At 68.3% G+C, this 12,644-nt stretch carries 12 protein-coding genes; 6 read left to right on the forward strand and 6 right to left on the reverse strand.

Translation table 11 applies throughout. The features are described from left to right. The first annotated feature begins 1 nt into the window (after position 1). On the forward strand, positions 2–2,167 hold the full coding sequence (locus tag AAHA49_RS00475; RefSeq protein WP_425286488.1) for a heavy metal translocating P-type ATPase: 2,166 nt from the start codon (positions 2–4) through the stop codon (positions 2,165–2,167). A gap of 37 nt (positions 2,168–2,204) precedes the next feature. On the opposite strand, the gene AAHA49_RS00480 is transcribed toward AAHA49_RS00475, so the two are convergent. Next, positions 2,205–3,122 (reverse strand): VOC family protein, encoded by a 918-nt coding sequence (locus tag AAHA49_RS00480; RefSeq protein WP_342036822.1) that lies wholly within the window; start codon positions 3,120–3,122, stop codon positions 2,205–2,207. Positions 3,123–3,266: 144 nt separating this feature from the next. Here AAHA49_RS00480 and AAHA49_RS00485 point away from each other — a divergent pair, with 144 nt between their 5' ends. The 5 genes from AAHA49_RS00485 to AAHA49_RS00505 all read left to right on the forward strand — a co-directional run bounded on the left by AAHA49_RS00485 (position 3,267) and on the right by AAHA49_RS00505 (position 8,538). Beyond that, positions 3,267–3,986 carry a VIT1/CCC1 transporter family protein gene (locus AAHA49_RS00485; RefSeq protein WP_342036823.1) on the forward strand — a complete coding sequence of 240 codons (720 nt, stop codon included), beginning with the start codon at positions 3,267–3,269 and terminating at the stop codon, positions 3,984–3,986. Between the two features lie 152 nt (positions 3,987–4,138). Further along, positions 4,139–5,650: a sugar ABC transporter ATP-binding protein gene (locus AAHA49_RS00490; protein ID WP_342036824.1), complete on the forward strand. Its 1,512-nt coding sequence runs from the start codon at positions 4,139–4,141 to the stop codon at positions 5,648–5,650. Next, positions 5,651–6,697, forward strand: coding sequence for an ABC transporter permease (locus AAHA49_RS00495; RefSeq protein WP_342036825.1), 1,047 nt, complete (start codon positions 5,651–5,653; stop codon positions 6,695–6,697). Between the two features lie 64 nt (positions 6,698–6,761). Then, a complete protein-coding gene (locus tag AAHA49_RS00500; protein WP_342036826.1) occupies positions 6,762–7,730 on the forward strand; it encodes an ABC transporter substrate-binding protein in 969 nt (322 codons plus the stop codon). A 43-nt stretch (positions 7,731–7,773) separates the two neighbouring features. Continuing rightward, complete coding sequence (locus AAHA49_RS00505) at positions 7,774–8,538, forward strand: FadR/GntR family transcriptional regulator (RefSeq protein WP_342036827.1); 765 nt, start codon at positions 7,774–7,776, stop codon at positions 8,536–8,538. A 22-nt stretch (positions 8,539–8,560) separates the two neighbouring features. Here the strand turns inward: AAHA49_RS00505 and AAHA49_RS00510 are convergent, their stop codons facing one another. The 5 genes from AAHA49_RS00510 to AAHA49_RS00530 all read right to left on the reverse strand — a co-directional run bounded on the left by AAHA49_RS00510 (position 8,561) and on the right by AAHA49_RS00530 (position 12,635). Continuing rightward, positions 8,561–9,316 carry an SDR family NAD(P)-dependent oxidoreductase gene (locus AAHA49_RS00510; protein ID WP_342036828.1) on the reverse strand — a complete coding sequence of 252 codons (756 nt, stop codon included), beginning with the start codon at positions 9,314–9,316 and terminating at the stop codon, positions 8,561–8,563. A gap of 53 nt (positions 9,317–9,369) precedes the next feature. Further along, entirely contained in the window at positions 9,370–10,251 is an 882-nt protein-coding gene (locus AAHA49_RS00515; protein ID WP_342036829.1) for a fumarylacetoacetate hydrolase family protein, read from the reverse strand. An 88-nt stretch (positions 10,252–10,339) separates the two neighbouring features. Then, on the reverse strand, positions 10,340–11,332 hold the full coding sequence (locus AAHA49_RS00520; protein WP_342036830.1) for an aldo/keto reductase: 993 nt from the start codon (positions 11,330–11,332) through the stop codon (positions 10,340–10,342). Continuing rightward, positions 11,323–12,222: an amidohydrolase family protein gene (locus tag AAHA49_RS00525; RefSeq protein WP_342036831.1), complete on the reverse strand. Its 900-nt coding sequence runs from the start codon at positions 12,220–12,222 to the stop codon at positions 11,323–11,325. The genes AAHA49_RS00520 and AAHA49_RS00525 overlap by 10 nt, the downstream gene beginning before the upstream one ends. Next, a complete protein-coding gene (locus AAHA49_RS00530) occupies positions 12,219–12,635 on the reverse strand; it encodes an RbsD/FucU family protein (RefSeq protein ID WP_342036832.1) in 417 nt (138 codons plus the stop codon). Before AAHA49_RS00530 ends, AAHA49_RS00525 begins: the two co-directional genes overlap by 4 nt. Between the last annotated feature and the right edge of the window lie 9 nt (positions 12,636–12,644).

Raw genomic sequence — 12,644 nt, forward strand, 5'->3', positions numbered from 1 at the left:
CATGGACACGGAACGCAGCGACAGGACGACCACGGGCGTCGATGCAGGCGACGGCTCGCACGGCGACCATTCGGAGCATATGAACCACTCCATGCACGGGGATCACTCGATGCATGGCGATCACTCGAGCCATGGGGGCCAGGGGAGCGGCCACTCTGGTCATGATGGCCATTCCGGTCACGGCGGCCATGCCGCGATCTTCGGCCGCCTCTTCTTCATCAACCTCCTCATCGCGATCCCCGTCGTCGCCTTCAGCCCGATGTTCGGCCACCTCGTCGGCTATATGGTTCCCGACTCGGGACCGTGGGGGTGGCTGCGGTGGATTGCCCCGATCCTCGGCACGGTCATGTACGTCTGGGGCGGCAAGCCGTTCCTCACGGGAGGGCTGAGCGAGATCAGGGCACGCAAGCCCGGGATGATGCTGCTCATCGCACTCGCGATCACCGTCGCCTTCCTCGCCTCATGGGGATCGTCGCTGGGTCTCCTCGACCCGGAACTCGACTTCTGGTGGGAGCTCGCCCTCCTCATCGTCATCATGCTCGCCGGGCACTGGCTCGAGATGCGTTCGCTCGCGCAGACCACCTCGGCGCTCGACAGCCTCGCAGCGCTCCTGCCCGACGAAGCGGTCAAAGTCGTCGACGGGCAGACGGTCACCGTCTCACCCGCAGATCTCGTCGTCGGCGACATCGTCGTCGTCCGTCCCGGCTCCGCCGTCCCCGCCGACGGACGGATCATCGACGGCACCGCGGAGATGGATGAGTCGATGATCACCGGCGAATCGCGACCAGTTCGCCGCGGGGTCGGCGACACCGTCGTGGCCGGCACCGTCGCCACGGACTCCGGACTGCGCATCGAGATCACCGCGACCGGCGACGACACTGCACTCGCCGGCATCCGCAAGCTCGTCGCCGAGGCCCAGAACTCCTCGTCCCGCGCCCAGCGGCTGGCTGATCGGGCGGCCGCGTGGCTATTCTGGTTCGCCCTCGGCTCCGCCGTCATCACCGCGATCGTCTGGACGCTCGTCGGCATGCCCGACGACGCCGTGGTGCGCACGATCACCGTCCTCGTCATCGCCTGCCCCCATGCGCTGGGCCTCGCGATCCCGCTCGTCGTCTCGATCGCGACCGAACGCGCCGCCCGGGCCGGGGTCCTCATCAAGGACAGGCTCGCGCTCGAGACGATGCGCACCGTCGACGCCGTCCTCTTCGACAAGACCGGCACCCTGACGAAGGGCGAGCCGACCGTCACCGCCGTCGAGACCACCGGCGACCGTGACGAGGACGAGGTGCTCGCGCTGGCAGCGGCGGCCGAGACCGACAGCGAGCACCCCCTCGCCCGCGCCATCGTCCGGGCCGCGACCGACCGCGGACTCCACGTGCCGAACGCCCAGGACTTCTCCTCGTCACCGGCCGTGGGCGTGCGTGCCGAGGTCGACGGGTCCATCGTCGAGGTCGGCGGACCGCATCTGCTCACCGAACGCGGAGCTGCCGAAGCTGCTGTCGCCGAGACCTGGCGGGCCGAGGGAGCGATCATCCTCCACGTCCTCGTCGACGGGTCGGTCGTCGGTGCCCTCCGCCTGGCCGACGAGATCCGGTCGGAGTCGAAGCAGGCGGTCGAAGCCCTCCACGCGCAGGGCATCGAGGTCGTTATGATCACCGGGGACGCCGAGGCGGTCGCCCGGTCCGTGGCCGAACAGCTCGGCATCGACCGGGTCTTCGCCGGCGTGCGTCCCGCGGACAAGGCCGCAAAGGTCTCCGAGCTTCAGGCCGAGGGCAAGAAGGTCGCGATGGTCGGCGACGGCGTCAACGACGCCCCGGCGCTCGCTCAGGCCGATGTCGGCATCGCGATCGGCGCCGGCACCGATGTGGCGATCGGCTCGGCAGGAGTCATCCTCGCCTCAGACGATCCGCGGTCGGTGCTCTCCGTCCTTGAGCTCTCCCGTGCCAGCTACCGGAAGATGAAGCAGAACCTGTGGTGGGCGGCCGGCTACAACCTCATCGCTGTGCCCTTGGCCGCGGGCATCCTCGCTCCCATCGGCTTTGTCCTGCCGATGAGCGTCGGCGCGATCCTCATGTCGGCGTCGACGGTGGTCGTTGCCCTCAATGCGCAGCTGCTGCGCCGTCTCGACCTGCGGCCCGAGGCGGTCGTCGCCGCCGCCGAACGCTGAGCGCTGGACGCTGAGGCGGGAAGGACCAGAGCGCGGCTCAGCGTTCGAGGGTCTCCTCGATCGAGCTGGCCCCGACGGCGACGGTGACCTGTGTGCCCCATGGATCGTTGAGGCGCACGGTGCGGCCGTCGTCGGCGAAGGTCAGCGACCGGGAGGTCAGGCGGGCGATGAGCGCATCGAGGTCCTCGCGCCCGGGCACGGTGATCGCGAGGTCACCGAGCCCGAGGCTCGCCGCCCGTGGTCCCGCGCCGAGGCTGTTCCACGTATTCATCGCCACGTGGTGGTGGTAGCCGCCGGCGGAGGCGAAGATCGCCCCGCGCATCGCGGTGTGCGTCGTCTCGAAGCCGATGGCCCCGACGTAGAAATGCCGAGCCCGCTCGAGGTCGCCGACCTGAAGGTGGACATGGCCGACGACGCCCGGCAGCTGCGCAGTGTGATCGAGGGCCCCTGACTCGAGATGCCGGGAGAGGAAGGCGTCGGGGTCGAAGGCGATCGAATCCATTGCGATCTCGCCGTCCGGGGTGCGGCCCCACTGCGAACGGGCACGGTCGACGTAGAGTTCGATGCCGTTGCCCTCGGGGTCGGAGAAGTAGAAGGCCTGACTGACGAGGTGGTCCTGGGAGGCGAGGAATCGGCTTTTCGTGTTCGCCGCGGCATGGGCGACCGTCGCGGCCAGGGACTCCTCGGTCTCGAAGAGGAACGCGGTGTGGAAGAGACCGGCCTGCCGGCGAGAACCTGCGGGCAGGCCGGGGGTGGAGACGAACTTGACCATCGGCGTGCCGGCGCGGCCGAGCACGCGGTGGACCTCGCGTCCGCGGGCAGCCTCCTCGAGCGGTTCGAGGGCGAGAGCATCGGCGTAGTAGCCGGTCATGAGTTCGAGGTCGCCGACGCGCAGCGTCACGGCATCCATGCCGGCCTGCGGACTGATCGCGGTTTCGGAGACAGGGGTGGTCATCGGCGTCCTCGTGTGAATGGGTGCGGCCGCAAAGGCGCAACACCGCCAGTGGTTGAAGAATCAATTATACGCGTCGTTGCGGCGCCCGCTCAGGGGAGCCTGCGCATGCTTGCCCCCGGTCGCCTGCGGGGACATGATGTGGTCATGACAGCACAGCAGTCACATCCCCATGAACCCCATGATCGCGGCACCGGTCAGAAGCTCAACTGGCTGCGAGCCGGTGTGCTCGGCGCCAACGACGGCATCGTCTCGACCGCCGGCGTCGTCATCGGCGTGGCCGCGGCGACCCCGAACAATATCGCCGCCATCGCCACGGCCGGCATCGCGGCCCTCGTCGCCGGTGCCTTCTCGATGGCCGGCGGCGAGTACGTGTCGGTGAGCACGCAGCGCGACACGGAGAGGGCCCTCATCGCCAAGGAGAAGTGGGAGCTCGATGAGATGCCCGACGCCGAGCTCGCGGAGCTCGCCGGCTTCTACCGTGACAAGGGACTGTCTGCCGAGCTCGCAGAGCAGGTCGCGAAGGAGCTGACGAAGCGCGATGCGCTCGGCGCCCACGCCGAGGTCGAACTCGGCATCGACCCCAGGGAGTTCACGAGCCCGTGGGCGGCGGCCCTCTCATCGTTCGTCTCCTTCACCGCCGGCGCCCTCATCCCGCTCGCCCTCATCCTCCTGCCCGTCGGCCCGCACCGGGTGTGGGTGGCGGCCGCGGCCGTCGTCGTCGGTCTCTTCCTCACCGGGTGGATCAGTGCCACCCTCGGCAAGTCGCCGAGGCGGCCCGCGATCATCCGCAACGTCGTCATGGGCACCCTGACGATGATCGCGACCTATCTCATCGGTCTGATGTTCGGTGTCGCGACGGGGTAGCGGCATTCCGGCAAGTCATCCAATGTATTGAGTGAAATCTCCGCGTCATAGCGGAAAAACTCCGGATCAGTGCTTGTCATTGACGCCCGAGGCATCTAGTCTGAAGAACAGACATAGGATGTCTTAGGTTTTCAATGAGGAGTAACCGTCAGATGTCAACGCCGCTGCTCGACATCCGGGGCGCCGGGAAGTCGTTTCCCGGAGTGCGCGCCCTCTCCGACGTCGACCTCGACTTGTATCCCGGCGAGGTCCTCGGTCTCGTCGGGGAGAACGGGGCGGGGAAGTCGACGCTGATGAAGCTGCTCTCGGGTGTCTACACGCCCGACACCGGTGAGTTCCGCATCGACGGCAGACCGGTGCGCATCGGGTCGACAACGGAGGCCGAACGCCTCGGCATCGCGATCATCCACCAGGAGTTCAACCTCGTCGACGACCTCACCGTCGCCCAGAACATCTACCTCGGCCGGGAACCGCGGGTGGGTCCGTTCATCAACGAACGTCGCCTCAACGCCGATGCCGCCGCCCTCCTCGACCGCCTCGGACTCGCGCTCGATCCCAAGGCTGTCGTCGGGCGCCTCACGGTCGCCGCCCAGCAGATGGTCGAGATCGCGAAAGCGCTCAACCAGGACGCCCGCATCCTCATCATGGACGAACCGACGGCGGCGCTCAACGACGAGGAGGTCGAGATCCTCCACGGCCTCATCCGCCGTTTCGTCACTCCCGCCACCGGCGTCATCTACATCTCCCATCGCATGCCCGAACTCAAGGCGATCACCCAGCGCATCACCGTCATCCGCGACGGCGAGAAGATCGGCACCGTGCCGACCGCGACGACTGAGATGCCCGAGGTCATCCGGATGATGGTCGGACGCGAGCTCGACGCCGTCAGCGAGGCCCCGGCGTACCAGGGCTCGGGCGAGGTGGTCCTCGAAGTCCGGAACCTTACGACGAAGTCGACGCTCAAAGGCATCGGCTTCGGCCTGCGCCGCGGGGAGATCCTCGGCCTCGCCGGTCTCATGGGCGCGGGACGCACCGAGACGGCGCGGGCGATCATCGGCGCCGACCCGCTCACCTCGGGCGAGATCCTCCTCGGGGGACGGAGGGTGAGGATCCCCAACCCTGCGGCCGCGGCCAAGCTGGGAATCTGCTACCTCTCCGAAGACCGCAAGCAGCTCGGTGTCCTCACCGGTCAGTCCGTGCGCGACAACATCGCCCTGCCGAGCCTGCGCAGGCTCAGCCGCTTCGGGTTCACCGACGAGGGCCGCATCGACGCCGCCGCTCGGGAGTCCGTGTCGACCCTGAGGATCAGGACGCCGTCGATCACCCAGATCCTCGAGAAGCTCTCCGGAGGCAACCAGCAGAAGGTCGCGATCGCCAAGTGGCTCGTCAAGGACTGCGACATCTTCATCTTCGACGAACCCACCCGCGGCATCGACGTCGGGGCGAAGGCGGAGATCTACGCGCTGCTCCGGCAGCTGAGCTGCGAGGGCAAGTCGATCATCGTCATCTCCTCCGAACTGCCCGAAGTCCTCCTGCTCTCGCACCGCATCGCAGTCCTCTCCGAAGGCCGGCTCACCGGCATCCTCGACGCCGCCGAGGCAACACAGGACTCGATCATGGAGCTCGCCACCCGATACACCGAATCGATGGGAATCGTCGCCTGAATGAATGCCGAACTCGCCTCCGCCGCCCCGCCGCAGTCGACCGGACCGATGACGACTCAGCGTCCTGCGGGCACGCGCAGCCGCTGGCGCAATTCTCTCCAGCAGCTGCTCGCCGTCGCCAGCCTCGTCATCATCGTCATCGTCTTCGCGATCATCAACCCCGACTCGTTCCTCACCCTGACCAACCTCTCGACGATCCTCACCACGGTGACGACGGTGGGTCTGCTCGCCCTCGGCGTCACCTTCATCATCATCACCGGCGGCATCGACCTCTCCGTGGGCACGGGCATGATCCTCTGCGGTGTCATGGCCGGGGTGTTCATCACGAACATGGGCCTGCCGCTGCCTCTCGGCATCGCCCTGACGATCGGGTTCGGGGGTCTCATCGGGCTGATCAACGGGTTCAACGTCGCCGTCCTCGGGCTGCCGTCGTTCATCGCCACCCTGGGCATGATGATGGTCACCCAGGGACTCTCCCTCGTCATCAGCGGCACCAAGCCGATCTACTTCACCGACACCCCGGACTTCGGGGCGATCATGAATGCCTCGCTTCTGCCGGGGATGCGCCTGCCGCTGGGCACGGTGCTCTTCCTCGTCCTCATCGTCGTCTCCGTCGTCATCCTCCAGCGCACGCTCATCGGCCGGACCGCGTTCGCGATCGGCTCGAACGAGAAGGCGACGCGCCTGTCAGGGGTCAACGTCCGGGCATGGCTGATTTCCGTCTACGTCCTCTGCGGACTCTTCGTCGGCCTCGCCGGGGTGCTCGCGGCCTCACGGCTGAGCTCGGCCCAGCCCACCGGTGGTGCCGGCATCGAACTCCAGGCGATCGCCGCGGTCATCATCGGCGGCACGTCCCTGGCCGGGGGCCGCGGCTCCATGATCGGCACCGTCATCGGCGCCCTCATCATGGCCGTGCTCGACAACGGCCTGCGCATGGCCGGCGTCGCCCAGGAATGGCAGCAGGTCGCCATCGGCGTCGTCGTCCTCCTCGCCGTCTACCTCGACATCGTGCGGAAGAAGAACTCGTCGACCGGCGCCACGGGATAGACCAGCACCCTCGATTCCACCTGCCTCAACGACCACTGCCTCAACCGATTCGAAGGAGAACACCATGAGGTCCACCAAGCTGCTCACCACGCTCGCGGCGGTCTCCGCCGCCGCCCTCATCGCCACAGGCTGCGGCTCCGGCGGCTCCGGAGGGGGCGGAGACGATCAGAAGACGATCGCCATCATCTCCAAGGGCTACCAGCACCAGTTCTGGCAGACCGTGAAGAAGGGCGCCGAGGCGAAGGCGAAGGAACTCGGAGTCACCGTCACCTTCGAAGGCCCCGACAGCGAGACCGACGTCGAACAACAGGTCACCCAGCTGCAGGGGGCCTTGGACAAGCAGCCCGATGCCGTCGCCATCGCAGCCTTGGACAGCAAGGCCGTCATCCCGCTGCTCCAGCAGGCGCAGTCGAGTGACATCCCCGTCATCGCCTTCGACTCCGGTGTCGACAGCGACATCCCGCTGACCACGGTGGCCACCGACAACAAGGCGGCAGCGGCCGAGGATGCCAAGAAGCTCGCCGAGGCGCTCGGCGGCAAGGGCAAAGTCGGCATCGTCACGCATTCGGAGACCGCGCAGACCGGTGTCGACCGTCGCGACGGTTTCGTCGACTACCTCAAGGCCAACGAGCCCGGCATCGAGATCGTCGCCGAGCAGAACGCCGACGGGGACCAGGCGAAGTCCGCGGACGCGACGAAGGCGATGCTCCAGGCGAACAAGGACCTCGCCGGTCTCTACGGCACGAACGAAGGCGCGGCGATCGGCGTCGTCCAGGGTGTCAAGGAACTGGGGAACACCGACGTCACCGTCGTCGGCTTCGACTCCGGCAAGGCTCAGACCGATGCGATCAGGGATGGTTCGATGCTCGGCGCGGTCACTCAGAGCCCGCTCGACATCGGCGGGAAGACCGTTCAGGCCGCGGTCGACGCGATCGACGGCAAGCAGCTGGAGAAGCAGATCCCGACGAGCTTCTACTGGTACGACAAGTCCAACATCGACGACCCGAAGATCGCCGAGCTCCTCTACGAGTGAGGCGCGGGGCCGGACAGCACCGGTTGTGTATTAGGTTGGGGCCATGGCACTGACGGACGACGCGCTCGACAAGATCAAGGACCTCATCGTCTCCGGCGAACTCAAGCCCGGAGACCGGCTTCCGCCGGAGGGTGAACTCGCCGAGCGTCTCGGCCTCTCGCGCAACTCCCTGCGCGAGGCCGTCAAGGCCCTCGACTTCATCAACGTCCTCGACGTCCGGCGCGGCTCGGGCACGTATGTCACCTCGCTGTCGGCAGTCGACCTCACCGAGGCGGTGTCCTTCCTCGTCGACGTCCACGCCTCCGGGTCGCTGCGTGAGATCCTCGAGGTGCGGCGGATCTTCGAAGCCGAGACCGCCTACCGGGCGGCCGAACGCATCGACGAGGACGGGCTCGCGCAGTTGCGGCAGACGATCAGCGACACCGACCCGGAGTCGGTCGAATCACTCGTCGCCCACGACTTCGAGTTCCATTCGACGATCGCCGGCTACGCCGGCAACGACTACCTCGCCGCGATGCTCGAGGCGGTGTCGGTGAAGACGACGCGGGCACGGACGTGGCGCGGGATGACCGAAGTGGGTGCCGTCGAGCGCACCCTCGACGAGCATCGGCGCATCATCGATGCCCTCGCCGCCGGGGACGCGCGTCTCGCGCAGTCGATCATGGTCCTCCACGTCTCCGGCGTCCAACGCTGGGTCGACCACGTCGACGTCGCCACCGACGACGACCTCGGCGGGAGCGACCCAACCGACGACCTCCGTGGGGGCAACCCAACCCGCGACCCCGCCGAGGCAGGCGACGAGGTCTAGCGCCCCCACCTCGGCGAGCGGCTCACTGGGGGCGCAGCCGCAGACCCTGCATCCCGCCGTCGACTGCCAGGGCCGTGCCCGTCGTCGAACCCTGCAGCGGACTGGCGAGGAAGACGATCGTGCGCGCCACCTCGGCGGGTTCGACGAGCCGACCATGCGGCTGCCGCGCATTGAGCTGGCGCAGCTCCTCCGCGGGATCCTCCGCCTTGGCCATGAGCCCCTTCATCACCCACGGGGTGTTCGCGGTGCCCGGGCACACGGCGTTGACGCGGATGCCCTCCCGGACGTGGTCGGCGGCCATGGCCAGGGTCATCGAGTAGATCGCGCCCTTCGTCGCCGAGTAGAGGACCCGGTCGGGCAGTCCTGCGGTCGCCGCCACCGAGGAGGTGTTGACGACGGCGGCATGGTCGGACCTGCGCAGGTGAGGCAGGGCGGCCGCGGTGACCCGGGCGACGGAGACGACGTTGACGCTGAGCACGCGGTCCCATTCGTCGTCGTCGTTGGCATCGACCTGGCCCTGGGCGCCGATGCCGGCGTTGTTGATGACGATGTCGATGCCGCCGTATTCCTGCGCGGCCGCCTCGACGGCGGCATCGACGGAGGCCCGATCGGAGACGTCGCAGCGCAGACCGAGCGCCTGCTCGGGTGCGTCGGTCGGGTTGAGGTCGAGGACGGCGACGTTCGCGCCTCCTTCGAGGAGGAGCTCGGCGACGGCGCGGCCGATGCCCGAGGCTCCTCCCGTGACGATGGCGGTGAGGCCGGAGAACTCTGCATTCATGATGTCGGCTTTCGTGTCGGAGGGATGGGTGGATCGGGCCTGGTCAGCTCGGCTCAGCTGAGCAGGAGGTCGGCGCCGGTGCCGGCCGGGGCGTCGACGCGGAAGTAGGCCTGGCGCTGCCGCCCGAGGCCGGTGATCTCGACCTCGGAGACGTCACCGGGCTGCAGGTAGGGGAACCGCCCGGAGAGGGCCACACCCTGCGGGGTGCCGGTGGAGATGACGTCCCCGGGTTCGAGCTGCATGTACTGGCTCAGCCGCCAGACGAGGTCGTCGACGGGGAAGATCATGTCCGCCGTCGTCGAATCCTGCCGGGGGTCGCCGTTGACCCAGCTGCGCAGTCGCAGATCGCGGGTGTCGATGGCATCGGCCGTGACGAGATAGGGCCCCAGCGGCATCGAGTCCTTGACGACCTTGCCCTTCGACCACTGTCCGCCCGAATGCGTCGTCTGGTAGTCGCGTTCGGAGAGGTCGTTGGCGACGAGATAGCCGCCGATGACCGCACGGGCGGCCTCGGGACTCTCCAGGTAGGCCGCCTGAGCGCCGATGACGACGCCGAGTTCGACCTCCCAGTCGAAGGTTGCCGCACGCGGCGGGATGCCGATGTCGTCGAAGGGGCCGGTGATCGTGTTCGGCGTCTTGAGGAAGATGATCGGCTGGGTCGGGGCGGGGGAACCGGATTCCGCGGCGTGGGCGGCGTAGTTCTGTCCGATGCAGATCACCGAGGCGGGTCGGGTGATGGGTGCCCCGATCCGCTGTCCTGCGATGTCGATCTCCGGCAGGGTGCCGGCCTCGTGTGCCGCGGTGATCCGGGCGGGACCGTCGGCCCAGAATCCCGGGTCGATGTCGTCGACGACGGCTGAGAGGTCGAAGTGCGTGTCTCCGACCTCGAGCACGGGGGTCTCGGCATCGCGGGCACCGATTCGCATGAGTCTCAAGGGCATCTCCTCGTCAGTATCGGGGTTGTCGGGTGCTGGTGGTTGTCGGGTTCCGGCAGTCGTCCGGCGTCGGCAGTCGTCGGGCTGGTCAGGCGCTCAGGGTCTGTGGGTCGACGGCGATGAGTCCCTGCCCCACGGCCGCGGTCCAGAAGGACTCCGGCACGGGCTGCCTGAGGAGTTCGACGTCGCGCCTGACCTGGTCGGCGGTGCGCATCCCCAAGGTGACGTTCGTGATCGCCGGGTCGCGGAGACTGAACTGGAGGGCGGCCGCCGGCAGGGTCGTTCCGTTCGCGTCGGCCAGTGCGGCGAGTCTCTCGGCCTTCTCGAGGACGGCGGGCGGGGCGTCGTCGTAGTTGTACTTCGCCTGCGACCTGGGGTCGGGATTGGCCAGGATCCCGGAGTTGAACACTCCGACGTTGACGACGCCGACACCGCGGGCGGCGCATTCGGGGATGAGTTCCTCGCGTCCGCCCTGTTCGAGCAGCGTGTAGCGGCCGGCCTGCATGACGACGTCGATGTCGGTCTCCCGCACGAAGCGGGTGAGCATCTCCGCCTGGTTCATGCCCGCACCCCACGCGCCGATCACCCCTTCGTCGCGGAGCCGGTTGAGTTCGGGCACGGCCCCCTCGAGGGCCTCCGTCCAGTGGTCGTCGGGGTCGTGGATGTAGACGATGTCGAGCCGGTCCACGCCGAGGCGCTCGAGAGATTCCTCGATCGACCGTCGCACCCCGGCGGGGGAGTAGTCGCGCACGCGCATACGGTCCCCGGGCACGGCGAAGCCCTCGTCGTCCCATTCCTGCGGATCCTCGGCCGGTCGGATGAGCCTGCCGACCTTCGTCGAGAGGAGGAACTCGTCGCGGGGCTTGTCCCGGAGCACCCCGCCGAGGCGGCGCTCACTGAGACCGAGACCGTAGTGGGGTGCGGTGTCGAAGTACCGGATTCCCAGCGTCCACGCCTCCTCGACGGCCGCGTGCGCGGTGTCGTCGTCGATCTGCCGGTAGAGGTTGCCGATCGGGGCGCCTCCGAATCCGAGAGTGCGCATGTCGTGCAGGCGCTTTACGACGGGGTTCTTCAGGGGCATCCGTTCCTCCTCGTGGGATAGAAGTTCGCAGCGGTTCCGCCCATGACGGCCGCGGTGTCGGAGTCGTCGAGGACGGTCCGCACGGCGGTGTCGACCGCGTCGGCCCACGCCTTCGCGGTGAGTCCGTGCCCGGTGGTCGAGACGGGGTGGTCGGAGCCGTACATCGTGCGTCCGGGACCGAACGCGGAGACGACGTCGCCGATGTAGTCGGCGGCGAGCTCATAGGCACGGTGAGCGCTGACCGGGCCGGGGATCTGGCCGGGGAGGCCGGAGAACTTCACGTGCAGGCCGGGGTGTGCGGCGAGCGCGGTCATCGCCTCCACCCAGTCCGAGCGGGAGAAGCTCGGATCGTCGGGCAGGGGTTTGCCGAGGTGGTCGAGGACGAGACCGTCGGCGGTGCCGCGAACGTCGACGAGGGCGCTGACGAACCCGTCGAGTACGTCAAGCTGTGCGGCCCGCACGCAGAGATCGACGGTCAGACCTGCGTCCAGTGCGGCGAGAGCGCCGGCGAGCAGCGCGTCGGCCGTGGACGAGGAACCGACGGCGAGGTCGCCCGCCTCCCGGCCTTCGAAGTTGTCCCGCACCCCGACGACGAGGGGGCGGGCGCGGAGACGGTCGAGCGCCTCGGCGAGGTGGGGGTCGGTGAAGTCAACAGCGGCGACGATGCCGCGGATGAGCGGGGACGCCTCCGCGAGACCGCTCAGCCATTCCACCTCGGCGAGGGCCTGATCCGGGACGGTCCCGGCCTCGATGACGATCGCGCCGGTGGCGGTCGTCGCTTGCTGCTCCGGCAGGCTGACAGACGGCAGGGACGGCAGACGCTGCATCCACGGGTAGTCGAAGCGGTCGCGGTCCCACAGGTGCAGGTGGGAGTCGATGATCTCCGTCATGGCACGACGACCCCGACGGTGATGAGGAGGTTCGCGTACTGGCGTTGGTCTCCGGTGGCGATGATGAGGCCGACATCGCGGGTGCGGGCGATGTCGTAGAACGCGAAGCGCTCGTGCCCGGTGAAGGGGACGTCGGGCAGCGCCTCGGCGTAGCCGGTCACGGCGGGGGCGGTGCCGGCCTCGGCGGTGAGCATGAACTCGCAGGACTCGATCGGGACGGTCTCGGCCAGCGGCGTGAGGATCTGATTGACGGTGAGGAGGCCGGGGGTGACGTTGAGGGCGATGCGGGTGGTGCCGGCGGGCACCCCGGTGAGGTGGGGGTAGTTGCCGTCGGCGAGGAGGATCTTCGTTCCGTGACCGCACCGGGCCAGGGCCGCGAGGAGTTCGGGATGGGTGATCGGGGTGGTGAGCATGGGCTCTCC

The sequence above is a fragment of the Brevibacterium ammoniilyticum genome (assembly GCF_038429965.1).
In the GTDB taxonomy this organism is placed as follows: domain Bacteria; phylum Actinomycetota; class Actinomycetes; order Actinomycetales; family Brevibacteriaceae; genus Brevibacterium; species Brevibacterium ammoniilyticum.